We start from the raw sequence: 26,068 nt of genomic DNA, 5'->3' as shown, positions 1-26,068 counted from the left end.
TACATTGTTTAAGAATTAAAAGCGGATTGAATGGGTTGACGGTTAGTGACGATGGCTTTATACAACAGCTCCAGGTCTATCTTGCTTTCTTCACCATCGGTATTTTTAGTAATGATCGCGCTGCCACGCAGGGATGATTCATTATACAAAGCCTGTTTGATCTCTTCGCTGTCGAATGAGATACGGAAAGACAGCTTGCGGGCAATGTCTTCTATCGTTTGGTCAAACAGGATAGTGCCTTCATCAATAATGGTAATACGGTCTATCAGGTTTTCCAGGTCTTTCACCTGGTGCGTACTGATGATCACACATTTGTTTTCATCCACGGCGCCCGCCATCACCTTGCGGAACTGACTTTTGCTCATAATGTCCAACCCATTGGTAGGTTCATCCATCAGCAACAGGGAAGTATTGCAGGCAAGGCCAAAACTGATGAGCACCTTTTTCTTTTGCCCGTAACTCATGCTCTCCAGTTTGTGATCTACCGGCACCTCAAACTCCTGTACATATTTATCAAACTGCTGCTGGTTAAAGCGGGGATAAAAAGGCGACAGGCTGTTGACCAATTGCTGCAAGGGTATATTGGGAAGATAAAATTCCTCCGGCACCATAAATACTTCCTGCAAAAAGGCCGGCTGGCGCTTGCCGGGGGTAAAGCCCATCACGTTGATGGTACCCTGGTCGGGGAACAGGAGGCCGGCTATATTACGCAACAGGGTAGATTTTCCCGTACCGTTCTTGCCCAGCAACCCATAAATATGGCCGGGTTGTAGCTGCAGGCTCAGTCCCGTAAAGACCTTTTTCTTCCGGTAGCCAAAGTGCAATTGTTGAATATTGACCATGCTTGGTGTTTTAGTGTACTACTTAAATAGTACACAAACATAGCAATACTCCTGTATCCGCCAAATCTTTTAAGCGAATTTTTCTTACCGTTCATGTAGAAATAGACTACAACGCCTAATATTCAACTACTTATAAACCCAGGAAAGTCCGGGCCTTCCCTGCTTATACTAAGGAGAACGTAAGTAGAAGCTTTGGCCAACAAAAGATGATACAGCATTGATACAGTATAGATACAGCATATACCCAGCATAGATGCAGCATATTTATATAGATATGCTGTATCTATGCTGGATAGTAGTTGGTTCATAGCTGATAAAAAGTTGGGTAAGGTAAGTATGCTCTATCCATACTATTATCATCCCAATAGTACCCTCAAAGTAAGCCTACCTGAAACCTTACCTATATTACCCTTCTTTTTACCTAACTGGCAGATTAGCACCCGGATAGTATAATTCCCTTAAATTGCACGCCTGTTTTATGGCGGGGAAAGCGCTCAACCAAATATCCAATCAGCCTTCCCAGCCCTCTGATTAAAAAAATAGTATGAAAAAAGAATTTATTAGAGAACAGGCGCTGGAGTACCATGCCAAAGGAAGACCCGGAAAGATTGAAGTAATACCCACCAAAGAGACCAAAACCCAAAGAGACCTCTCCCTTGCCTACTCGCCCGGCGTAGCCGAACCTTGCAGAGAAATTGAAGCCAACCCTGAAGCAGTTTATAAATACACCGCCAAGGGCAACCTCGTTGCAGTGATCAGTAATGGCACCGCCGTACTGGGGCTCGGCGATATTGGCCCCGAAGCCGGCAAGCCGGTGATGGAAGGGAAAGGAGTATTATTCAAAATATTCGCTGACATTGATGTATTTGACATAGAGATCAATGAGAAGGACCCGGTAAAGTTTGTACAGATCGTAAAAGCACTGGAGCCTACTTTCGGCGGTATTAACCTGGAAGATATTAAGGCCCCTGAATGCTTTTATATTGAGCAGCAACTGAAGGAGCAGATGAAGATACCGGTGATGCATGACGACCAGCATGGTACCGCCATCATCAGCGCTGCCGCCCTGCTGAATGCGGTAGAGATCCAAAAGAAGAAGATGGAGAAGGCAAGGTTTGTCGTGAATGGCGCCGGCGCTTCGGCCATGGCCTGTACCCGGTTGTATGTAGCCCTGGGCGCCCGGAAGGAAAACATTATGATGTTTGACAGCAAGGGCCTTATTCATGAAAGCCGTACCGACCTGGATGATATGAAGAAAGAATTCCTGTCGACCGGTAAAAACCTCACCCTTGCCCAGGCGCTGGAAGGCGCCGATGTATTCATCGGTCTCAGTAAAGGCAATGTGCTGACGCCTGAGATGGTGAAAGGAATGGCCAAGAATCCCATCGTATTTGCAATGGCCAACCCCGATCCGGAGATCTCGTACGAAGCAGCTACAGAAGCCCGTAAAGATATTATCATGGCTACCGGCCGCAGTGATTATCCCAACCAGGTAAACAATGTACTGGGCTTCCCCTTCATTTTCCGCGGCGCTTTGGATGTACGCGCCACCCAGATCAACGAAGCCATGAAATTGGCAGCCGTTAAAGCCCTGGCCGAACTGGCACGCACACCTGTACCCGATATTGTGAACCTGGCCTATAACCAGAATAACCTTGCTTTTGGTCCGGAATATATTATACCCAAACCGGTTGACCCGCGCCTGCTCAGCACCGTAGCCCCTGCTGTAGCCAAAGCTGCTATTGAAAGTGGTGTGGCGCAAAAACAGATCGAGAATTGGGAAGCATATGCCATTGAACTGGAAAAACGACTGGGCCAGGACAACCAGGTCATGCGCATCCTGGGCAACAGGGCCCGCCGCGACCCAAAACGCGTAGTATTTGCTGAAGCCGATAACCAGAAGATCTTAAAGGCAGCCCAGATCGCTTTCGAAGAAGGCATCTGCTACCCCATCCTGCTGGGTGATGAAAAGAAGATACGCGCCATTGCCCAAGCCAATAAGATCGACATTGATGATATGCCCATCATTGACCCGCGCAGTGATGATTATGAAGACCGCCGGAAGATCTATGGCGACCTGTTCTTTGAAAAAAGAAAACGCCGCGGCTTCAACCGCTATGAGGCCACCAAGATCATGAAAGACCGTAACTATTTCGGTACGATGATGGTGGAAACCGGCGATGCCGACGGTATGATCTCCGGCCTTACCCGCAATTACCCGGAAACCATCCGCCCGGCCCTGCAGGTGATTGGCACCGAGCCGGGGGTAAAGAAGATTGCCGGCATGTACCTGTTGCTCACCAAGCGCGGCCCGATCTTCATGGCCGATACAACTGTCAATTTCAATCCTACGGCCGAAGAGCTGGCCGATATTACGCTGATGGCAGCGCAGGAAGTGCGCAATTTCAACCTTACGCCCCGCATTGCCATGCTGAGCTATTCCAACTTCGGCAGCAGCGATTCGCCCGAAGCAAAGCTGGTATCACAGGCACGTGAGATCGTGAAGCAAAAAGATCCTACCCTGATCGTGGATGGTGAGATGCAGGCCAGCACTGCCTTCAACCAGGAACTCCTGAAAGAAAGCTATCCTTTCAGCGAACTGGTAGACCAGGAAGTGAATACACTGATCTTCCCCAACCTGGCCGCCGGTAACGTGGCCTATAATTTATTGAAAGAAGTAGGCGGCGCCGACGCTATTGGCCCCATCCTGCTGGGCCTGAAGAAGCCGGTGCATATCCTGCAACTGGGCAGTTCGGTAAGGAGTATCTACAATATGGCGCTGATCACGGTCATTGATGCACAACTGAAATGCAAAGGCAACGGAGCAGAAGCCGTGAGAACGCATTGGTGGAAGAAAGAGAAAAAGAAGTGACCAATACTCAGTTAGTTGGCTTATTATTGTAGTACGATTTTATGACATTATTTACCGAATTTGGCCGTTACCTGCTGATGATTAAGGGCATGTTCTCCAAACCGGAGAACGGCAAGATGTATTGGAAGGAATTCATGCACCAATGCGGGGAAATAGGTATTGGCTCACTGGGCATCGTTGCCCTGATCTCTTTCTTTATAGGGGCCGTATCTACCCTGCAAACCGCTTACCAGTTGGTAAGTCCCATCATTCCCAAAAGCACTATTGCACAGATCGTGCGCGACACGATCATCCTGGAGTTTGCGCCTACACTGGTATGTATTGTACTGGCCGGTGTGATCGGCAGTAAAATTGCCAGTGAATTGGGAAATATGCGGGTAAGCGAACAGATAGACGCCCTGGAGATCATGGGCATCAATACCAAGACCTACCTGATATTGCCCAAGATACTGGCCGCCTTACTGACCATACCCATGCTGATCATTATTGCAGGTGGATTGGGCATCTGGGGCGGACGGCTGGCAGGCACCCTGTCGGGCATTCTTTCACCCGAGGAATTCGATACCGGGTTATTAAGTGCCTTTGTGCCTTACAACGTATTCTTTGCCTTGATAAAGGCCTACACGTTTGCGTTTATCATTTCCAGCATATCCGCTTTTTATGGTTATTACGTAAACGGTGGCGCCCTGGAGATTGGCAGGTCCAGTACCAAATCGGTAGTAGTGAGTTGTATCGCTATATTATTTGCTGATTATATTTTGTCGCAATTGTTGTTAAGTTCTTAGTAATTGCCGGGAAGACGGGAAGACGGGAATTTACTTACCGCCTTCCCGCCTTTCCGGCTCCTAGCTTCTACGTTATGATTGAAGTAAAAGATATCAGGAAGGGTTTCGACGAAAAGCAAGTGCTCAGGGGCGTGAGCGCGAAAATGGAATCGGGCAAATGTAACCTGATCATTGGCGCGAGCGGCAGCGGCAAAACGGTACTCATGAAATGCCTGGTAGGCCTTTTTGAACCCGATGAGGGAGAGATCCTGTACAACGGGATCAATTTCCTTACCATGGACGATGAGCAGCGAACAGATATCCGTAAGCAGATCGGGATGCTGTTCCAGGGCTCTGCTTTATTCGACAGCTTAACAGTTGAGCAGAATATTATGTTCCCGCTGGACATGTTCACCAACGACAATTTCAGTACCAAGCTGAAGCGGGTGAATGAGGTGCTGGAACGTGTGAAGCTGAAAGATGTAAATAAAAAATTCCCTGCCGAGCTGAGTGGCGGTATGAAGAAACGGGTAGGCATTGCCCGCGCCATTGTACTCAATCCAAAATACCTCTTTTGCGATGAGCCCAACTCCGGCCTCGATCCGCAAACCTCCCTCGTTATTGATAAGCTGATCAAAGAGATCACGATGGAATATGATATTACCACCATCGTGAATACGCATGATATGAACAGCGTAATGGAAGTTGGCGATCATATCATTTACATGCACCAGGGTCAGAAGGAATGGGAAGGCAATAACAAGGAGATCATCTTTAGTAAGAATGAACTGCTGAATGAATTCATCTTCGCTTCTGAGTTCTTAAAAGACGCCAAAGACATGCGCATGCTGGAGCAAACCGGCAAGATCGACAATGACAGGAATATGGAAGACCTGATGAAGTAACCCGCGCTCATTTATTTCATATTCATAGACTTACAGCCCCAGATTTTACCGCTGCAATTATGCAGTTTATGCCTTACTTTTGCCGCACCTGAATTTATAAATCACAGCTATGAGCATATTAGTTAACAAACAATCAAAGATACTGGTGCAAGGCTTTACCGGTACGGAAGGCACTTTTCATGCTACCCAAATGATCGAATATGGTACCAATGTGGTTGGCGGTGTTACGCCCAATAAAGGCGGTACTACCCACCTGGACCGCCCGGTTTTCAATACCGTGTCTGAGGCCGTAAAAGCAACCGGCGCCGATGTATCCATCATCTTCGTACCCCCTCCCTTTGCAGCCGACGCTATTATGGAAGCCGCTGAAGCGGGCATTGGCCTCGTGGTTTGTATTACAGAGGGCATCCCTGTGCAGGATATGGTGAAAGCCAAATTATTCCTCCAGGGTACCAAAACAAGGCTGATAGGCCCCAACTGCCCCGGTGTGATCACTGCCGGAGAATGTAAAGTGGGCATCATGCCCGGATTCGTATTCAAAAAAGGTAATATCGGTATCGTTTCCAAATCCGGTACCCTTACCTACGAAGCCTCTGACCAGGTAGCTAAAGCCGGACTGGGTGTTTCTACCGCTGTAGGCATTGGTGGCGACCCCATCATTGGCACTACTACAAAAGAAGCCCTGGAACTGTTCATGAATGATCCTGAAACAGCCGGTATCGTCATGATCGGAGAGATTGGTGGCGGTATGGAAGCAGAAGCTGCCCGCTGGTATAAAGAACAACCGAATAAAAAACCGGTAGTAGGTTTTATTGCCGGCCAGACAGCGCCTCCCGGACGCCGTATGGGTCACGCAGGCGCCATCATTGGCGGTGCAGATGATACAGCAGAAGCCAAAATGAAGATCATGACAGAATGCGGTATCAACGTGGTATCAAGCCCTGCGGATATCGGTGCTACCATGGCGAAGATTATCAAGAAGTAATTGTATATTATACAACCAGTCAAAGAGGCGGCACTTTCCGGAAAGTGCCGCCTCTTTGCTTATAAAAGAAAACGCCCCGGTATCAGCGGGGCTTATTTTCTTAATCCATCACTTCAAAACACGTGAGACAGTTATTTGTATTGCCTGATATAATTGGCAAGGTCTTCTTTACTGCTGCTGAATGAGAAGATATCATACAGGGTGAAATAATCCGGTTTGTTCACGGTATTCTTATAAGCATACTTCACCAGGTCGAGCTTATAATTGTCAAAAGAATACATCTGGGCCAGTTGCTTCACCTGGTCGGTGGTGAAATAGTTCTGATCAATGACCTGCTTGGCTATTACCAGCCTTGAATTATCAAAACGCTCTTTGGTAAGGGTTTCTTTCAGGGCTGCAAAAGACTGCTCATTCATGGCCTTGTTGGTATACCGGTCATCATTGTAGCGGTCATCACGGTCATTATTGCGGTCCCTGTCCCTATCTCTATCCCTATAGCGATCATCATCCCGGTCGTTGTTATTACGATCGTACCAGCTATAACCATCGCTGTCTTCATATTTTCGATCACTCATAGACAGCTCATCGAGCCACACTTTACCAAAACGGTTGATCACAATGTCAACATGGTATTTTGCTTTTACGTTCACGCTTTTCTGAAAGATCAGGGTTTGCTTCACCATTTCATTACGGCTCACACCCCGGCGGGTAGCCGTATATACTTTCAATGTATGATAGCCGGTAGACAAGGCCGATATCAATACAATGTTCTCATTGTTGTTAACCCGGTTATTGTATTTTTTGCCATCCACCTCCACAATGATACGATCATTGCTCAGGTTGGTGATGCTCAGCTTTCCATCATTGGGACCAGCAAAAGTGGTATAGGTAATGACCAGTAAAACAAGGGTAAAAATGGGTTTCATATAAGACCTCCTGTTGATTGTTTAGAGTTTGATGCCAGATGGTATAGATCGTTTAGCAAGAATATGTTAAAGGATTGCTATTTCGGTCATACGGATCATCGGCATGTGAAAAAGGGATAAAAACTGCATCATAACAGGGTAGCACTATTTTAAAACGCCCAAGGAGGTAAAATATTGCAGATTATATAACTTGTACTAAATTTTGACAATATGCTTGTTAGAAAGGTCCTTATCTTAACAATATCCGTCTTATCTCTGATCACCGCAACCGCACAGCAAAAAATGAATACCTATGACGCAGCATGGAAGAAGGTTGACAGCCTGATGAATAAAAAAGGGTTGACAGCTTCTGCCCTTACCCAGGTGAATAAGATCTACGCACTGGCGCAGAAAGAGAAAAATGATCCGCAGTTGATAAAAGCCCTGCTGTTCAAGATGGGCCTGCAATCGGTAAAAGAAGAGAATGCCCTGCAGAAAAATATACTACTGCTTGAAAAGGAAATACAGGCCGCCGCTGAACCTGCCCGCTCCATATTGCAAAGTATGACAGCAGGACAGTATCACATTTATTTTACACAGCACCGCTGGCAATTATATGACCGAACTGCTACCCAAAATTTTGTTAAAGAGGACCTGGCGACCTGGGGACCGGATGACTTTCATACCAGGATCAGTACGCTTTACCTGGCCTCCTTAAAAAATGAAAAGCTGTTGCAGCAAACCAGGCTGGATACTTATGATCCCATCATATTTAAAGGCAATGTACGTTACCTGCGCCCTACCCTGTTTGACCTGCTGGCGCACCGGGCGCTGGACTACTTTCAATCAGATGAACGCAATATCAAAAAAGCGGCAGATGCTTTTGAGATCGATGATCCTGCCGCTTTTGGGGAGGCCGCCATTTTTGCCACCCACCCATTCCCGGTTGACGACAGCAGCTCCTTACACGTAAAAGCATTGCAGTTGTTCCAGCGCCTGATCCGGGCGCACCTGACCGATGCGAAACCGGATGCCCTGATAGATGTAGATATTAAACGCCTTGTTTTTGCAGAGAGCTATGCTGTTATGGACAATAAGCAGGCCCTGTACCGGAAAGCCCTTGAACAACTTATTGCCCGCCATGGCAACTTACCCATTGCGGCACAAGCCTCCTACCTGCTGGCAGCTTCCTATGCAGAAGATGCACGGACCTACGATCCGCTAAAGGATACCGCAAACCAGTATGCCTGGATAAAAGCCAAAGCCCTTTGTGAGAAGATAATACAACAAAAAGATTCCAGTGAAGGGAAAGCCAATTGCATCAACCTGCTGACAGAGATACAACGTAAAGAGATCGCCCTGCAGGCAGAAGCAGTCAATGTGCCGGAACAACCCTTCAGGGTATTGGTCACTTACCGCAATGTAACCCAGTTGTATATGCGGGTGGTGAAGATGGACAAAAAAACAAAGGCTCAACTGAGCAGTAACCGGTGGGAAGATGAGTACTGGATTCAGTTGACAAAATTGCCCGTGTTTAAATCCTTCACACAAAACCTGCCGGATACCAGGGACCACCAGCAGCACCGCACCGAGATCAAAGCCGAAGGATTACCTGTAGGTGAATACGCCTTCCTCATCAGTGCGAATAAAGAATTCAGCCTGGAGAAAAATCCGCTGGCCATACAATCATTCCATGTATCCAACCTGGCCTATATTAACAATGGGCAGGATTATTATGTGCTGAACCGTGAAACAGGCGCGCCGGTATACCGGGCTGCCATACAGGTATGGTACCGCAATTATGATTATAGTACACAAAAGAATGTAGACCGACAGGGAGAGAATATGGTAACAGACAAAAATGGCCACTTTGTGCTGTATCCTTCCAAAACGCGTACCGATCGTGAATACCGCCTTGAGGTAACCACCAAAGACGACCATTTATTGCTGGACAATTACGTGTATAATTATCAACGCGCAGAAACAACACCGGTAAAGGCCCTGAACCAGACCTTTCTTTTTGCCGACCGCAGCATTTACCGCCCAGGGCAAACCCTGTATTTCAAAGGTATTGTGATCAACCGCCGGGATGACCAAAATGCCGTGGTAACCAATTTCCCTACCACCGTTATCCTCTATGATGTAAACGGACAAGTAGTAGATTCCGTAAAAGTAACGACCAATGCTTACGGCTCCTATTCCGGTAAGTTTACTTTACCGTCTAATGTATTGAATGGTCAATTCTCTATACAGGATAAAAAGACCAGTCATTCCATTTATTTCTCCGTAGAAGAATACAAACGTCCTAAGTTTTATACAGAGATCGCCAAACCTGCCGGCACGTACAAGCTGAATGACAGCATTACGGTGACCGGCACCGCCAAAGCCTATGCCGGCAATAATATTGACGGCGCTGCCGTAAAATACCGGGTAGTGCGCAGAACCATTATACCCTTATGGTATTATGGCTGGGGCAAAATGATATGGCCTCCGCGGGGCGGGAAGGAAGTGGAGATTGCCCACGGCACCACCACTACGAAAGCCGATGGCAGCTTTACCGTTACCTTCAAGGCATTGCCCGATCTGAGCATTGATAAAAAAGGCCAGCCGACCTTCCACTACGAGGTAAGCGCCGATGTGACAGACATTAACGGCGAAACGAGGAGCGGCAACACATCCGTAGCCGTGGCTTACCAGGCGCTACAATTGAAAGTAAATACGCCAGGCGAGCTGCATACGGATAGTCTTCAACAAATTAGAGTATCCACCACCAACCTGAATGACCTGTTTGAGCAGGCTTCCGTAACGCTCACTATACACAAGCTGAAAACGCCGGAACGCATTTTCCGTAACCGCTACTGGGAGCAGCCAGACCAGTTTGTGATGACCCGGCAGGAATATTATGCAGCATTCCCGTATGATGTATATGGGAATGAAAGTGAAGTAAGTACCTGGGAAAAGCTGGAAAAAGTACTGGAAGTGACAGACACCACTACTGCCAGCGGACAATTTACCCTGCGTAAAACTTCCCTGCCGGTTGGGTGGTATATGATAGAAGCAGTTACCAAAGACAAATATGGTGAAGCCGTAAGGGATATACAATACGTTCAACTGGATAATAAAAACCGCGGCTATAATCCAGTGGTATTTGGCAACATTAAACCGGGCAAGCCCTCGTATGAGCCTGGCGAAATTGCCAGCTACCAGCTTACCAGCAACCTGGACAGTGTGTTTATGGTCCATGATATTGGCCGGAAGAATACCAAAGACGAAAGAAAGTTCACGATCGTGAACAGGAACAGTCCTTCCTTTGAAATACCCATCACAGAAAATGACCGCGGAGGACTGGGTGTACAGATCGCTTTTATAAAGCATAACCGGGCGTACAGCGATAACCTGACGCTGCAGGTGCCTTATACCAATAAGGAACTGACGATCTCCTATACTACCTACCGCGATAAGACCCTGCCAGGCAGTGCAGAGAAATGGAAGGTAAAGATCAGTGGCTATAAGGGCGACCAGGTGGCAGCCGAAGTGCTGACCTCTATGTATGATGCTTCCCTGGACCAGTTCCAACCGCATAGCTGGTCAAAACCTGATCTATGGAATAACTTTTTCTTCAATAGCATGTGGACCATGCACCACGGTTTCCAGGCCGTCAGATCAGAAGAAAAGCCAAGGAACGATGAAGAGTCAGCACACTTTCCCAAAGATTATGATCAGTTGTATATAGCCTCCAGGCCGATACATAATGAAGATGGCTCTCTCCGGGACCTGAGTTTTGTAACCAGCGACAATAATTGGGATGTTCAAAGGTATCTACGAGTACCTGACCTAAAATCAGATCCTGACGGCTCAAAAGGGATTATGAGAGATCAGGTTGTTGTTACGGGAGAGATGACAGCCGGACTGGTTGCTGCGCCTGCGGCCAGGCAAGCAAAAGAAGGGTCATACGCTTTCAGTGCTAATAAAATGGCGTTGAAAGAAAAGCAGGAAGAAGCTGCTGTACAGGAGGCGCCTCCTGCCGTTCAGCCACGCAAGAACTTCAATGAAACCGCCTTCTTCTTCCCCGACCTCCATACAGATGCGGCCGGTAATGTTGAATTGTCTTTCACCATGCCCGAAGCGCTTACCCAATGGAAATGGCAGCTACTGGCCCATACCAAAGAGTTGGCTTTTGGCGCCGGGGAAAAAAGCATTATCACCCAAAAAGAACTGATGGTGCAACCCAATGCACCCCGCTTTATGCGGGAGGGCGACCGGATGGACTTCAGCGGCAAGATCGTAAACCTGAGCAATAAGGAACTGACCGGCCAGGTAGAATTGCAACTGATTGACCCTGCTACCAACCAATCGGTGGATGGCTGGTTTCGGAATGTATTCCCCAACCAGTTCTTTACCGTAGCAGCCGGCCAAAGCATCCCGGTAAGCTTTTCGCTGGAGATCCCTTACCAGTACAATAAACCGGTTACTTACCGCATTGTTGCCGCTACCAAAGCCGGCGCCAATGAGCAGGTACTTAGCGATGGTGAAGAAAATATGCTGCCGGTGGTAAGCAACCGCATGCTGGTAACAGAAAGCCTGCCTTTACCAGTACGGGGAAGCGGTACTAAAACTTTCACGTTCGACAAACTGCTGAAGAGCGGGGAGAGTGAAACGCTGAACCAACATGCAGTAACTGTAGAGTTCACCAGCAACCCGGCCTGGTATGCCGTACAGGCCCTGCCCTACCTGATGGAATACCCCTATGAGTGTGCAGAACAGGTATTCAATCGCTATTATGCCAATACACTGGCCACTTCCATTGCCAATGCATCTCCCCGTATCAAAGCCATTTTTGAACGGTGGAAAACCGCCGATACCGCCGCCCTGCTCAGCAACCTGCAGAAGAATGAAGAACTGAAATCAGTATTGCTGCAGGAAACGCCCTGGGTATTACAGGCGAAATCAGAAGCACAACAAAAGAAAAATATTGCCTTGCTGTTTGATATGGTGCGGATGGCCAAAGAACAGCAATCCGCCCTGGGCCAGTTGCAGGATATGCAAAGCCCCAATGGAGGTTTTGTATGGTTTGAAGGCGGCCCCGACGACCGGTATATCACCCAGTATATTGTTACCGGTATAGCTCACCTGAAAAAGCTGAAGGCCGCCAAAGAAGAGACAAAGATCACCGCCATATTAAACGGCGCCATCCCCTACCTGGATAAGGCGCTGAAAAAAGATTATGATGATTTATTAAAGAACAATAAACAGAAAGAACCGGTTGACGGGCTCAGCAGTATACAGATCCAATACCTGTACATGCGCAGCTTCTTCCCGGCAACGCCTATACCGGCCACTGTGACCAAAGCCTACAATTATTTCCGTAAACAGGCGCAACAGCATTGGTTAAAACAAAGCAGGTATATGCAAGGCCTGATCGCTTTGGCCCTGCACCGCACGGGAGACGGTAAAACGCCCAAAGACATTGTAGCCTCCCTGAAAGAAAACGCCCTCACCAGCGAAGAGATGGGCATGTACTGGAAGGACATGACCGGTGGCTATTACTGGTACCAAAGCCCCATTGAAAGCCAGGCATTACTGATAGAAACCTTTACTGAGGTAACCAAAGATGCCAAGGCCGTAGCCGGTATGAAAGCCTGGCTGCTGAAGCAAAAGCAAACGCAACACTGGAAAACAACGAAGGCTACCGCCGATGCCTGCTATGCATTGCTGCTGCAAGGCACCGACTGGTTGACCGCCACACCGGAAGTGCAGATCAGTTTGGGCAATTATACCATCAACAGCACCAGTGAAGCACAGGAAGCCGGCACCAGCTATCTTAAAAAGGTAATTGATGGTAAGGATGTAAAACCCGAGATGGGTAATATTAAAGTATCCGTTTCCTCCACAGCTCCTGCCGCCGGTGAATCAGTAGCCTGGGGCGCTGTGTATTGGCAATATTTTGAGAACCTGGACAAGATCACTACGGCCTCCACACCATTGAAGCTGAGCAAGAAACTATTTGTAGAAAAAAATACAGCCCGTGGTCCTGTATTAACGCCGGTGAATGAGGGCGATGCCCTGAATGTAGGCGATAAAGTAAAAGTGCGTATTGAACTGCGCGTGGACCGCAATATGGAATATGTACACATGAAAGATACGCGGGCGGCCTGCATGGAACCGGTGAATGTATTAAGCAACTACAAATGGCAGGGTGGCCTGGGTTATTATGAAAGCACCAAAGATGCCAGCACCAACTTCTTCTTTGGTTACCTGCCCAAGGGCACCTGGGTATTTGAATACCCGCTGTTTGTAACCCATACCGGCACCTTCAGCAATGGTGTTACCAGCATTCAGTGTATGTATGCACCTGAATTTACCAGTCATTCAGAAGGTATTAAAGTGAATGTAGAAGCGAAATAAAAAGTTAAAGGTGAGTCGCCCTTGCAGCGCGGCAAAGCAGCCCTGCAGGGCGGCCCACCTTTTAACAGTTTTTCCGCCGGCCACTCTTTGAAAGGGTGGCCGGCTTATTTTTGCAGTATGCACAAAGATTTTCTGCTCGTAGGTCAGGGTATCTGCGGAACTTTTTTAAGCTGGTATCTTCAACAGGCCGGTTATTCCTGTATCGTTATAGATCATCCCCAGTCCAACACCGCTTCCAAAGTAGCTGCCGGCATCATCAACCCTGTTACGGGCAGGCGCATTGTCAAAACCTGGCTTATTGATACCGTAATGCCTTTTGCCCATGAAGCCTATGCCGCATTGAGTGCTGCCCTGAACATCACGGCTCTTGAAGAGAAAAGCATCGTAGACTTTTTTGCTACCCCACAAATGAAGATCGCTTTTGAAAAGCGCTATGGAGAGGATACGCAATATTTATCACTGCCGGCAGACATCTACCACTGGCATAGTTTATTCCAGTATGATTTTGGTTATGGCGAGATCAATCCCTGTTACCTCATCAGGTTGCAGGATATTTTACCAGCTTACCGTACCCGGCTCCAGCAACAGGCCTTGTTAAGGGAAGAGCTGTTTGAAGTAGCCCATTTACAGGTAGCGCCGGATGGCATCAGGTATAAAGACATTACTGCTTCCCGCATTATTTTCTGTGATGGCATTGCTTCCGCACAAAATCCTTATTTCAAAAACCTGCCCTTTGCTCCCAATAAAGGCGAAGCAGTGTGGGTAGAGATCAATGACCTGCCCACCACCCATATTTTTAAGAAGGGATTTAACCTGGTGCCCTGGAAAGACAATATTTTCTGGCTGGGTTCTACTTACCTATGGGAGTTTGATAATGACCTGCCCACCCCCGGCTTCCGGCAATTTGCCCATAACTGGCTGTTACAAACAGTCAAACTCCCCTTTACGATCATTGACCATAAGGCAGCAGTACGCCCTGCCACGCTTGAGCGCCGCCCCTTTGTTGGCTTCCACCCCCAGCACCCGGCGGTAGGCATTTTCAATGGCATGGGTACCAAGGGCTGTTCACTGGCCCCGTATTTTGCCCACCAGTGGGTACAATCCCTCCAGGGGAAGGTGGCCTTATTACCGGAAGCCGATGTCAAAAGATTTCAGAAAGTACTGGCAAGATAGACCAGTGGCAAAATGGCGAGTGTTTTATATTTTTGCACCGTTCACAACCCTCCGTCATTTAAACTTTATTGCCGTGTCACAGGATTCTAAGGAGCTGTATGTAGTTCCGGCTAAGTTCCGTAAAATGGAAAACCTGCACATCCTATTCTGGCTGGTGAAAGACTTATGCTGGTGCCTCGTGTTCAAACCATTGGGCATGGTTATGATAGCGCCTACCCTGCTGGTAGCCATCTGGATTGCCTGGAAAAACCGGCATATCGCCGCTGAGCTGGCACATAACCTCGCCATTGCCATCTGGATACTGGCCAACTCTATGTGGATGGTGGCGGAATTCTATGCAGTAGATGACCAGGTAAAGCCTTATTGCATTATTCCTTTCTCGCTGGGCATCGTGATCCTGTTGTATTACTATCTCATCTATGCACCGTTGCAACGCAAAAAAGAAAATGCTACGGAACTGAAAGTATCCGTAGCACCTGTATCAGAAGAAGTAGTGTAAAGATCAATCTGCTAAGCAGCAATTTTATTGGCTGTATTAACAATTACAGAAGGGTCCTGGCGCAACAGGAGGCTCATGGCCTTGAACAGCTCAGGCAATTCATGACGCATCCGGATGGGGTTCTCAAAGAACACCTCTACACTCACTGCCCAGAACTCATGGTAGTTGCTGCCTGCATATTCACCCAGTATGTTCTTAGCGCCATGCTGCATGGATTCAAAGATGGGACGTGCTACTTTGGAGAAGTTCTTGAACTCCTTTTTAAAATGCTTGTCTTCCTCTGTTTGCGTAATGAAATTAACCCAAGCCAATGCGTGGCTCATTTCATGCAATCCTACATTACAATTAGGAGATTCACCTTTAATGCCTTTCAGGAAATTATCCCAGGATAAATAGATACCGCTCAGGTCTACATGCCCCATGAAAGGACGTGAATAAAAGCCATAATGATAATCGTCCTTGATCACATAGATATCCTTGAAGTAATTCAGTTGGTATTTATCCAATCCAAAGGTAAGCTGCACAGCAGCGGCACTGATCAGAATGGGCATCTCAGCGCTTTCGCTCACTTCTATATAATGGAACCGTTTAGCCTTACGGAACAGGTAGGTGCGAAAAAGGAATTTTCGTTGTTCTTCCAGATTGAGCCTGTTATAGTAACGTATATAACGGGAGACGATGGTGTGATAAAAGGTTTCCTGGGCGAGAAAAGACTTGTACTGACGTTTAACATACAGGCGGTTGATCCACTCACTCACCGGATTATGGAGGATGAGGATGCTACAAACCACCAGGAAAATGATCAAAATTTCCATAAGGGTCCATTTTTTCTTTTTGTGAATAGGCAAACGAGCAACGGATTGGTTTCACAAAGTTTGGATTAGAAAAAACGGTCTTTCGGGAGATGGAATTCAAATAGAAACAGGGGGATCTTGTAAGCTGGGCATATAACCCGGATACAAAATAAAAACAATAGTTCATAAATGAAAGCCCCGGTGGATAATTTTAGCAACATATTATAACATACTGACGTTAAATATCTTCCACTGGAGTCAGCAATACATTGGGTGTTAAAATATCCTGGTTCAGCAGCAGGCACATAGCTGCATATAGCTCAGGCAATTGTATTTTAAAAGAAGTAGGACGCTCAAAAAAATTCTCCACGCAAACCGCCCAGAATTCTTCGTACCGGGTGGCTGCATACCGGCCCAGGAAACCACCGGAGAAATCGGCCTGCATGTTTTCAAATACAGTCCGGCCGGTTTTCGAAAAACGGATAAACCGGTCGTGAAAACCGTCATCGCGTCCATCGCTCACGTTGAAATTTACGTAAGCAAGCGCATGTGCCATCTCGTGAAGTCCCACATTGTCGCCATCCTGGTAATCGTTATAACCTTTCAGGAAATTGCTCCAGGAAAGATAGATACCTTCATGGGTCACATGGCCCTGGAAAGGAACACTGTTAAAACCGTAATGATAGTCATGATGCATCACATAGATCTTTTCAAAATGTTCCATCAGGTAATTCTCCAGTCCGAAAGTGAGCTGCACCGCCGTACCACTGATCAGCAGGGGCATCAGTTCTTCCGGCTGTAGCTCCACATATTCAAATTGCTTGGTAGTCATGAATACGACCGTGCGCCGCACAAACCGTTGCTGCTCGGACGGTGGCAGGTTGCGGTAATAAGGCAGGTTTTGGTGTAGCATCGCATGGTAATCGGGCTGCCTGTCTTCATAAACAGTCTGCGCCTTACGGGAGTAAAAAAAGAGGCGCAGGCGGCGGATCATGCCCGGGAAAAGCAGGTATCCCAGCAATACCAGCATAATAATAAAAAATAATATGTAGGCAGTATCCAGGGACATAGTTTATAAAATAATCATTTTCGGTCGCCTCACCCGGCAGCGAAAGGATGCCTGTTTTCTGTTACCTTTGCCGCTCACTGATCAAAAGGGATCTGGCAAATTTTGAATATTGACTATTAACCGGTTACAGTACAGATAACGTCCAATTTCAATATTCATTATAAACAGCATAAACATAAAATAAACCATAATAGGCATGTACAGAACGCATACCTGTGGCGAACTGCGGTTAGCACAGGCCGGCCAGGAAGTAACTCTCGCCGGTTGGATACAGACGGTCAGGAAATTCGGCAGCATCACTTTTGCCGATCTGCGCGACCGGTACGGCATTACTCAACTGTTATTCGCGGAAGAATTAAACCCCCAATTAGACCAGCAAGCATTGGGCCGCGAATTCGTGATACAGGTAAAAGGGCTGGTGGCAGAACGTACCAATAAAAATCCCAACCTGGCTACCGGCGATATTGAGATCAAAGTAAAGACTTTCACTATCCTCAATAAAGCAGTAACCCCTCCTTTCACCATACAGGATGATACGGATGGCGGCGATGACCTGCGGATGAAGTTCCGGTATCTCGACCTGCGCCGTAATGCAGTGAAAAAGAACCTGGAGTTGCGCTATGCGGTAAACCGTGCTGCCAGGAATTACCTGCATGAACAGCAGTTCATGGACTTAGAAACGCCTTTCCTCATCAAGAGCACTCCCGAAGGTGCGCGCGACTTTGTAGTGCCATCACGCATGAACCCCGGTCAGTTCTATGCATTGCCCCAATCGCCGCAAACTTTTAAGCAACTATTAATGGTTAGCGGCTATGACCGTTACTACCAGGTAGTAAAGTGCTTCCGTGATGAAGACCTGCGGGCCGACCGTCAACCTGAATTTACGCAGATTGACTGTGAAATGAGCTTTGTAGAGCAGGAGGATATCCTGAACATGTTTGAAGGCATGATCAGGCATATCTTCAAAGCAGTGAAGGGCATTGATTATACAGACAAGATCCAGCGCATGAGCTGGGAACAGGCCATGTGGCAATATGGTAATGACAAACCGGATATCCGTTTTGGCATGCCATTGCTGAATATTAAATCGGCTTTCTCTGAAGAATATGAACAACTGGCGAAGAAAGAACTGATCGCAGGAGTCGATTTTAAAGTGTTTAATGAGGCAGAAACAGTTGTAGCCATTGCCGTGCCCGGCTGCGCAGAATATACCCGTAAGCAAACGGATGAGCTGACAGATTGGGTAAAACGTCCGCAGATTGGTATGCAGGGGCTGGTATTCATCAAATGCAATGCAGATGGTACTTACAAAAGCAGTGTAGATAGATTCTTTACGGAAGATAAACTGAAAGCCATTGCAGATGCTGCCGGCGCCAAAGCCGGCGACCTGGTATTGATACTGGCAGGCTTTGAAGAAAGAACGCGTAAGGCTATCAGTGAGTTGCGCCTGGAAATGGGAGAAAGGTTGGGCATGCGTAAGAAAGATGAGTTCAGGTTATTATGGGTGCTCGACTTTCCGCTGTTTGAATACAGTGAAGAAGACAATCGCTGGGTAGCCCGTCACCATCCGTTTACAGCACCTAAGCCTGATCAGATCCAGATCATGATCAACAATAACCCGGTCATTGAGAATGCAGCGGAATACCTCAAGCATCCGTATGCCAATATCAAGGCCAATGCTTACGACATGGTACTAAACGGTAATGAGATCGGCGGAGGTTCTATCCGGATCTTCCAGCGTGACCTGCAGGAAAAAATGTTTACAGCCCTGGGCATGAGCAAGGAAGAGGCATTGCATAAGTTTGGCTTCCTGTTAGGCGCTTTTGAATATGGCGCTCCACCTCATGGTGGTATTGCCTTCGGTTTTGACCGCCTTTGTGCTATCCTGGGCGGCAGTGAAAGCATCCGTGATTTTATCGCGTTCCCCAAGAACAACAGTGGCCGGGATGTGATGCTGGATGCTCCGTCAACCGTTGATAATAAGCAGTTGGATGAATTGCAGATCAAACTGAATCCAAAGGGCTGAACCGGGATGTAGAGGGATTAGGAGGATTGAGCGGAAAATAACAGGGTAAAAATATACAGGGTACAGTTACACACCGTGTGACTTGTACCCTTTGCTTTTAATAGTAAGAACAGGAAGTGTAGATAGTATCTATAGCTTAATCAATTAGTTTGTTACGCATGCCGTACATAATAAGGCCGGCAATGGTTTTGGCCCCTACTTTGGATTTCATGTTCTGCCGGATGGTCTCTACGGTGCGGGGACTTAAAAAGATCTCTTTGGATATTTCTTCCGTGGTTTTGTCTTCGGCCAGCAACTTCAGAATACGGATCTCTTTTTCAGAGAATTTGACAGGATTGGGGTAAAACTGGCGTACCTGTTTTTTAGTCTGCAGTTTGGATAATACGGCTTTGTTTACCAGGTCATTGAAATAAAAATCATCATTCATGCAGGTCAGGATGGCCTGGTATATCTCGTCGGGGTCCGATGTTTTGGTGAGATAGGCATTAGCGCCCATTTCCATCATTTTGGTGATCATCTCCTGATCATCGTACATGGTAAGGACAATGATCTTAACATCGCTGTATTCCTTGCGCAGGATACCGATTGCATTGACCCCATCTACTTCAGGCATGCGGATATCCATCAGCAGAACATCGGGTTTTTTGAGTTGCATTTTGTGCATCAGGTCTTTGCCATCCTCGGCTTCCCAGAGGATTTTCAGGTATTCCTTCCCTTTCAGAGCCATTTTGATACCATCACGGAAGATTTTATGGTCATCCGCGAGTGAAACTTTAATTACCAGTTCAGCACTCATAATTGTAGGCGGGTTTGGCTTGTTAAACGGTTATAAGGCTACATAATTATTCAGGTATGGTTACGAGAACTATAATTGTCAGGGGTAAAGTTAATACCGCTACAAACTCACGAGGCTACCCTGTGCAGGCAATTTCGCATAAAAAAACTACCTGATATGCACAACAATAGTTAGTTGATTATTATCAATCGGAGTTTTTCGAACCGGGATATTGAACTTATACGTCCGACCCTGTAAATACTGAACGTATAAAAATGAGCAAAAGTGCTCTTGCTATTTATTATGTATCCGGCTATTTTTGTTTTGAAGTTGATTGATTGATGGATAGGCAACCTCTCTAACATCCAATGTCCTGAGTTACCGTCCAGAAATAATTTCCATTTATCTTATGAAAACCAACGTCAAATCCAATATCAGTCAACTTCTTCTTTCTACCGTTTGTTGATTCCTACCGCTTTATCGTTATACAGAAGCTTGCTTCCCTTCAGATCCCTTGTCCCAATCCCTTCAATAGTGGCTTCCAGAAGGCCAGGGAGTAAAAAACAGCACAGTATTTGTAGATTATCTGACCGGTAGTCCCGTTTTTAAAATCCATCCGTTCGCTAAGTATATTTACTTATCCACATTTTAGCCCCGGTTGTTAATAACTCCCCTCTGATTAGTAAGTCTACCTGCCCTTCTTGCGTCAACTACGTTAGTAGAAATACTAAGTTTATCTCGCGCTTTTACTCGTTTTTCCCTCGTACAGTTACGAGGCAAATCCTCGCAAATCCACGACCCTATTGAATTGCAGGCAATTTAATCCATTTTGCCCATGAATACTACCCGTTGTCTACCTTTTTTTTTTAGAGGTTTTTTGGGCCTCCAAACTACTATTCTAAACCTCTAAAAACTTACTACTATGATGCAAAATGAACTCATCACCAAGCGTCCAACTGCTGCTATCGGTGAGGAAATTGGCTATCAACTGGGTACTGAATTTATCTCTAACTACCGGAATGCCAACCCCAATGACACACTTTCTTACGCAATTGGCAAAAACATCATTGAGCAGATCCTGGCTCAGCCTGGTTGCGAAGGCATCCGTTTCTACAACGCTATCGACGAAAACGGTAAAAAAACATTGGTTTACGTAGGTATCGACAAAGACGGCAAGAACATTTTCGAGTACACTGCCGTAAATAGGGATGGTAATATTACGAACGAAGAAGGCATTGTTGGCGACAGAACAGACGGAGAAGGATCCTGGTGGAAATGGATCTTCGGCCTATAAAAAAGCTCTTTTTTCCTGATTACTTGACTATTACGCAAATGCCTTTTATATTTGAGAAACTTTAAAGGGCTTTGTTCAAAAGTGTACTTAATATATTAAGTGGAGTATCAGGTCTACTGCCCATAGTTTTTTTTCTTTTCTTCTTAAAGAGAAACAATGAAAAAAAACTATGGGTAATTTTTGTGTATGTAGTCCTATCCCTTCTTACGGATTTTACGAATGGCTCCTTTCCGGACAATTCCCAAACCAAGTTCTATTTTTTTAGCTTTTTCACCGTAGTCGAATATACCCTGTTCTCCATATTTCTATCCTTCAATTTTAAATCAAAGAAAATTAAAAAACTTATCCTATTTGCTCTTCCTCTTTTTTACATCATAGTACTCTACTACATATTTAATAGGGATCAGTCCAACAACTTTGATGCTATTCCTGCTTCGCTGGAATCTATACTGATCATTATTTTTTGCGTTATCTTTTTCTTTGAGCAGATCAGGGATATGGAAGTTTCCTTTATTTATTCATCCAAAACTTTCTGGATCATTGTAGCCATCCTCATTTACATGGCGGCCACCTTCTTTTTATTTATCTCAGCCGAGTTCGTTTCACAGCAGGAAAGACGCTCTTACTGGTTTATCAACTCGATTTCCAACATACTTAAAAATGTATTATTAGCGATTGCCTTTATCATACCGAACTATAAGCCGCGCCCTTTAGAAGAGCGGCCGTTCAGTGACGAATTATTTGAGTATGATAAGACAGCCACTTAACCCATAAAAACCAACCCCGCCCCAGGCACTACCCATGTTCTTCTTGCAAATCAATAACCCCGACAGCCCCGTTTCCCTTGTACTATTTTTCGGTACAGTAGGCATGTTGGCGCTTACCATCGGGCTTATTGTTTTCATCATTTTCCACCAGCGGAAGGTCATCCGGTACCAGATGCGTTTACAACGCCTGGAACAGGAGCAGCAAAAGATGTTGCTGAATGCCTCTATACGCCTGCAGGAAGAGGAACGCCAGCGTATTGCGGCCGACCTGCATGACGACGCAGGGCCCTTGCTGGCTACCGCCCGCCTTTACCTGAATGAGAACCTGGTGAACCTAGACAAAACCACGCAACTGCAAAGCATTTATAACGCCAAACAGATCATAGACGACACCATACAGCTCATCCGCAATATCTCCCATAGCCTGATGCCCCCCACACTCAAGAACTTCGGGCTGGAATCGGCTGTTAACGATCTTTTCCAGAAGATCAGCGGCTCCGGCAGCATGAATGCCAGTTGCCGCTTCCACGACTACCGCGAACGCCTTCATCCCGACCAGGAACTGATCATTTTCCGCGTTATACAGGAGCTTGTCAATAATATCCTGAAGCACAGTAATGCCAGTTTCATTCATCTTACCCAGAACCTAGGCGGTAATAAATTATACATCCGGCTGCACCACGATGGGCGGGGTATTACACAAAACGACTTCGAGAAATTGAATAAAAGTAATGTTGGCCTGGGATTAAAAAACATCCAGAGCCGGCTGAAATTATTACAGGGCCGTATCTTTTTTGAGAAGGATATGTCCCAGACCTATTATAAGGTTACCATCGAAATACCGAAGCTGGAGGAAGAGCCTGCGGCCGAATAGTTGTGATTTGTTTTCGGTCATGCGATAAGACTTAAACGCTGTTTACATAATAATATTCAGTCACTGAAGCATTAAAACTAATTACATTTGTGCTCCGTCACTCAGTAATAGTGAATAATTGAAAGTCAATACGATCGTATGACTTTTAATGGAGCACAGAAGTAGTGATAACGGAAGTTTTTCAGTAAATTGAGTTGCCAATATCATAAAAACAATGGGACCCATTAAAGTTGCTATCGCTGATGACCACAAGATTTTCCGGAAGGGTGTTATATTATCATTGCGGCCCTACACTAATATCAAGTTTGTTTTTGAAGCAGAAAATGGTCAGGAGTTATTGGATACCCTTCCTTCAGCCCCTGAGCAACCCGATGTTATCCTCATGGACCTGCGTATGCCCCAAAAAGATGGCATAGAAACTACCAAAGTGGTAGCCAAACAATACCCTCAAATACATGTCATAGCACTTACCATGTATGAGGATGAACGTTTTGTGAGCCATATGATGGAAATTGGCGCCAATGGGTACCTGCTCAAAAGTGCTGATCCTGCCGAGATCAAGAAGGCCATTATGGAAGTAATGAGCAAGGGATATTATCTTAACAACTTCGTTAACAGGATCTTATTAAAAAAATCACATGCACGCCAAAAGGTAGTACCTACCCTTAATAGTGAGATCACCCTTAGCGACCGGGAGCGGGATGTTATCAAATACATCTGTATGGAATTCACTGCGCATGAAATTGCGCAAAAACTGGAAGTAAGCCCCCGTACGGTGGAAGCTATCAAAGACCGGCTTATGGAGCGCTTTGGTGCAAAAAATACAGCCGGCCTGGTATTCTTTGCCGTGAAAAACAACTTAATTGATTAATTTTATTCTCCACTGCTGACATATATCAAACTACAGATCGTTTAGCCCACTGGTATATACAGCTACGAAATCTCAATAACATTAAACCGAAACTTTATTCTTCACCCAACAGAATAATGGGTCAGGAAGAAAGTTTTCCGCTATGGAAAACCGGTTTCCGAACCTACTGCAATGGTAAAAACCGGTATCAGCATACCTGAAGTATTCTCTATAATGGCAATCCTGTTGCCTGTTATCCCTATTTTAATCATTTTTATCCGGCGTACCTGGCAGCAGGATATCATGATCTTTCTGGGCGCCATCTGCCTGTTGTCCTTCCTGCAACACCTGATGATCTATATTCCCAGGCTGATACCCGCCAACAATAATTCCATCAACAGCGTATTCGGCCTCGGTGAGTTTGCTGTGCTGCTTTACCTGTTTAAAATGATCATTACCACCGGCTGGCTGAGGGAGATCATGAACACTGTACTCATCGCCTTTTTATCTGTGGCCATTACCGCCTATGCACTCCGGGGTACTGAAACGCACTCCTTTGCCCTGGCCATCGCAGCAGCTTTCATCCTGCTGGTGGCAGCAGTCATCGCTTTATTACAACTGATCAGGGATAAGCAATTATTCATTTTCCAGTCGCCTGTATTCTGGATAGCCGGGGGAAATATCTGTTATTTCAGCATGTTCATTCTTACCGGTTTTGTGGGAGCGCAGGGGAAAGGCACACTGGCCCTGCAACAGGAAAAAATGATCCTGCTGTCTGTGATCAACGGTATCCGCTTCATCTTTTTTATAGTGGCAGCTAATATGGCCAGGAAGGAAAAGGAACAGGCCAATAACTAATTACACATTCATTTCGGGAATTTCACCTTCAATAATCAGCTTGCCCAACGTTTTGGAACGTATTTCCTCTACAGTTATTCCCGGTGCCCTTTCAACCAGTTTAAAGCCTCCCTGCGGCAATACATCTATTACAGCAAGGTCTGACACAATACGTTTTACGCAACGTACACCGGTGAGCGGCAAGGTACAGGCAGGCAATACCTTCGATTCTCCCTTCGGATTGGTATGCATCATAGCCACAATGATGTTCTTGGCGCTGGCCACCAGGTCCATCGCTCCTCCCATGCCCTTTACCATCTTACCAGGAATTTTCCAGTTGGCAATATCTCCCTGCTCCGATACTTCCATAGCGCCCAGCACCGTAAGGTCCACCTTACCGGCACGGATCATCCCAAAACTCTCTGCACTATCGAAAAAAACACCACCCGGCAAAATGGTTACGGTTTCTTTACCGGCATTGATCAGATCAGCATCTATCTCCTCTGCAACCGGGTATGGGCCTATGCCCAACATACCATTTTCCGATTGCAGCATAATAGAAATACCGGCAGGAATATAGTTAGATACCAGGGTAGGAATACCTATTCCCAGATTTACATACATCCCATCGCGCAACTCCTGCGCAATACGTTTTGCAATACCGAATTTATCTAAGGCCATAAGTCTTTATGGTTTGCGGTTATTGTTTGTCGCAGCTACTAGCGCTATGAACTCATCTGTACCGTTCTGCGTTCAATTCTTTTTTCATAATCCTTACCTTCAAAAATGCGGTGCACATAGATCCCGGCCACATGAATATGGTCCGGATCAAGTGTGCCGGGCGGCACCAGGTGTTCTACTTCTGCAATGGTAATAGTACCCGCTTTAGCCATTGAAGTGGAGAAATTGCGGGTGGTTTTCCGGAATACCAGGTTGCCGGAATGATCGCCTTTCCAGGCTTTTACAATGGCAAAATCGGCATGCAATGCCTGTTCCATCAGGTACATCTTGCCATTAAATTCACGTACTTCTTTGCCGGCGGCAATCTCTGTTCCGTAGCCGGCGGGTGTAAAAAAGGCGGGAATACCCATACCGGCCATTTGTATGCGGGTGGCCAGGGTTCCCTGGGGAATGAGGTCTACTTCCAGTTCGCCACTCAGCAGTTGACGTTCAAATTCTGCATTTTCCCCTACATAGGAACTCATCATCTTCCTGATCTGCCGGGTCTTTAAAAGCATCCCCAACCCAAAATCATCTACCCCTGCATTATTGGAAATACAGGTGAGGTCTTTAATACCCTTCCTTACAAGCGCCGCAATACAATTTTCGGGAATCCCGCACAAGCCAAATCCACCCAGCATAATGGTGGCACTATCGGGAATATCATGGATGGCAGCATCAGCGTTAGCGACAACTTTATTCATAAAAGTTA

At 46.3% G+C, this 26,068-nt stretch carries 20 protein-coding genes; 13 read left to right on the top strand and 7 right to left on the bottom strand.

The genetic code is table 11. The annotated features are described in order from the left end of the window. Nucleotides 1-8 precede the first annotated feature (8 nt). Complete coding sequence (locus tag HB364_RS18735; protein WP_167289825.1) at nucleotides 9-842, bottom strand: ABC transporter ATP-binding protein; 834 nt, start codon at nucleotides 840-842, stop codon at nucleotides 9-11. A 544-nt stretch (nucleotides 843-1,386) separates the two neighbouring features. Here HB364_RS18735 and HB364_RS18730 point away from each other — a divergent pair. From HB364_RS18730 to sucD, 4 genes are all read left to right on the top strand, one after another. After that, nucleotides 1,387-3,714, top strand: a complete 2,328-nt coding sequence (locus tag HB364_RS18730; protein ID WP_167289824.1) for an NADP-dependent malic enzyme — start codon at nucleotides 1,387-1,389, stop codon at nucleotides 3,712-3,714. A gap of 41 nt (nucleotides 3,715-3,755) precedes the next feature. Beyond that, nucleotides 3,756-4,499 (top strand): MlaE family ABC transporter permease, encoded by a 744-nt coding sequence (locus tag HB364_RS18725; protein WP_167289823.1) that lies wholly within the window; start codon nucleotides 3,756-3,758, stop codon nucleotides 4,497-4,499. A 74-nt stretch (nucleotides 4,500-4,573) separates the two neighbouring features. Then, complete coding sequence (locus HB364_RS18720; protein ID WP_167289822.1) at nucleotides 4,574-5,383, top strand: ABC transporter ATP-binding protein; 810 nt, start codon at nucleotides 4,574-4,576, stop codon at nucleotides 5,381-5,383. 109 nt (nucleotides 5,384-5,492) lie between these two features. Further along, a complete protein-coding gene (sucD, locus tag HB364_RS18715; protein WP_167289821.1) occupies nucleotides 5,493-6,368 on the top strand; it encodes a succinate--CoA ligase subunit alpha in 876 nt (291 codons plus the stop codon). Between the two features lie 131 nt (nucleotides 6,369-6,499). Here sucD and HB364_RS18710 read toward each other — a convergent pair whose 3' ends face one another. Then, on the bottom strand, nucleotides 6,500-7,294 hold the full coding sequence (locus HB364_RS18710) for a DUF4476 domain-containing protein (protein WP_167289820.1): 795 nt from the start codon (nucleotides 7,292-7,294) through the stop codon (nucleotides 6,500-6,502). Nucleotides 7,295-7,576: 282 nt separating this feature from the next. Here HB364_RS18710 and HB364_RS18705 point away from each other — a divergent pair, with 282 nt between their 5' ends. The 3 genes from HB364_RS18705 to HB364_RS18695 all read left to right on the top strand — a co-directional run bounded on the left by HB364_RS18705 (nucleotide 7,577) and on the right by HB364_RS18695 (nucleotide 15,350). Further along, nucleotides 7,577-13,678 (top strand): alpha-2-macroglobulin family protein, encoded by a 6,102-nt coding sequence (locus tag HB364_RS18705; protein WP_167289819.1) that lies wholly within the window; start codon nucleotides 7,577-7,579, stop codon nucleotides 13,676-13,678. Nucleotides 13,679-13,795: 117 nt separating this feature from the next. Continuing rightward, on the top strand, nucleotides 13,796-14,851 hold the full coding sequence (locus tag HB364_RS18700) for an NAD(P)/FAD-dependent oxidoreductase (RefSeq protein ID WP_167289818.1): 1,056 nt from the start codon (nucleotides 13,796-13,798) through the stop codon (nucleotides 14,849-14,851). A gap of 73 nt (nucleotides 14,852-14,924) precedes the next feature. After that, on the top strand, nucleotides 14,925-15,350 hold the full coding sequence (locus HB364_RS18695; protein WP_208420018.1) for a hypothetical protein: 426 nt from the start codon (nucleotides 14,925-14,927) through the stop codon (nucleotides 15,348-15,350). Between the two features lie 11 nt (nucleotides 15,351-15,361). Here the strand turns inward: HB364_RS18695 and HB364_RS18690 are convergent, their stop codons facing one another. Together HB364_RS18690 and HB364_RS18685 are read right to left on the bottom strand one after the other, a co-directional pair. Beyond that, entirely contained in the window at nucleotides 15,362-16,165 is an 804-nt protein-coding gene (locus HB364_RS18690; protein WP_167289817.1) for a zinc-dependent peptidase, read from the bottom strand. A 217-nt stretch (nucleotides 16,166-16,382) separates the two neighbouring features. After that, the gene (locus HB364_RS18685) at nucleotides 16,383-17,213 is read right to left on the bottom strand and encodes a zinc-dependent peptidase (protein WP_167289816.1); all 831 of its coding nucleotides are present in this window, start codon (nucleotides 17,211-17,213) and stop codon (nucleotides 16,383-16,385) included. A gap of 196 nt (nucleotides 17,214-17,409) precedes the next feature. On the opposite strand from HB364_RS18685, the gene aspS reads away from it, so the two are divergent. Beyond that, nucleotides 17,410-19,239 (top strand): aspartate--tRNA ligase, encoded by a 1,830-nt coding sequence (gene aspS, locus HB364_RS18680; protein WP_167289815.1) that lies wholly within the window; start codon nucleotides 17,410-17,412, stop codon nucleotides 19,237-19,239. A 136-nt stretch (nucleotides 19,240-19,375) separates the two neighbouring features. Here aspS and HB364_RS18675 read toward each other — a convergent pair whose 3' ends face one another. After that, nucleotides 19,376-20,035 (bottom strand): response regulator transcription factor, encoded by a 660-nt coding sequence (locus HB364_RS18675; RefSeq protein WP_167289814.1) that lies wholly within the window; start codon nucleotides 20,033-20,035, stop codon nucleotides 19,376-19,378. Between the two features lie 901 nt (nucleotides 20,036-20,936). Between HB364_RS18675 and HB364_RS18670 the strand changes: the two genes are divergently transcribed. From HB364_RS18670 to HB364_RS18650, 5 genes are all read left to right on the top strand, one after another. Further along, on the top strand, nucleotides 20,937-21,308 hold the full coding sequence (locus HB364_RS18670; RefSeq protein ID WP_167289813.1) for a hypothetical protein: 372 nt from the start codon (nucleotides 20,937-20,939) through the stop codon (nucleotides 21,306-21,308). 182 nt (nucleotides 21,309-21,490) lie between these two features. Beyond that, nucleotides 21,491-22,075, top strand: a complete 585-nt coding sequence (locus HB364_RS18665; RefSeq protein ID WP_167289812.1) for a hypothetical protein — start codon at nucleotides 21,491-21,493, stop codon at nucleotides 22,073-22,075. Between the two features lie 34 nt (nucleotides 22,076-22,109). Continuing rightward, on the top strand, nucleotides 22,110-22,949 hold the full coding sequence (locus HB364_RS18660; protein ID WP_167289811.1) for a sensor histidine kinase: 840 nt from the start codon (nucleotides 22,110-22,112) through the stop codon (nucleotides 22,947-22,949). 214 nt (nucleotides 22,950-23,163) lie between these two features. Then, nucleotides 23,164-23,820 (top strand): response regulator transcription factor, encoded by a 657-nt coding sequence (locus HB364_RS18655; RefSeq protein WP_119051708.1) that lies wholly within the window; start codon nucleotides 23,164-23,166, stop codon nucleotides 23,818-23,820. Between the two features lie 171 nt (nucleotides 23,821-23,991). Beyond that, on the top strand, nucleotides 23,992-24,657 hold the full coding sequence (locus HB364_RS18650) for a hypothetical protein (protein ID WP_167289810.1): 666 nt from the start codon (nucleotides 23,992-23,994) through the stop codon (nucleotides 24,655-24,657). On the opposite strand, the gene HB364_RS18645 is transcribed toward HB364_RS18650, so the two are convergent. Then, nucleotides 24,658-25,317 (bottom strand): 3-oxoacid CoA-transferase subunit B, encoded by a 660-nt coding sequence (locus HB364_RS18645; RefSeq protein ID WP_167289809.1) that lies wholly within the window; start codon nucleotides 25,315-25,317, stop codon nucleotides 24,658-24,660. Between the two features lie 44 nt (nucleotides 25,318-25,361). Continuing rightward, entirely contained in the window at nucleotides 25,362-26,060 is a 699-nt protein-coding gene (locus HB364_RS18640) for a CoA transferase subunit A (protein WP_167289808.1), read from the bottom strand. Nucleotides 26,061-26,068: the final 8 nt, after the last annotated feature.

This window comes from Paraflavitalea devenefica (genome assembly GCF_011759375.1).
Classification (GTDB): domain Bacteria; phylum Bacteroidota; class Bacteroidia; order Chitinophagales; family Chitinophagaceae; genus Paraflavitalea; species Paraflavitalea devenefica.
Note: the sequence above shows the minus strand (reverse complement) of the source record. Positions and strands in the feature narration are given on the sequence as shown.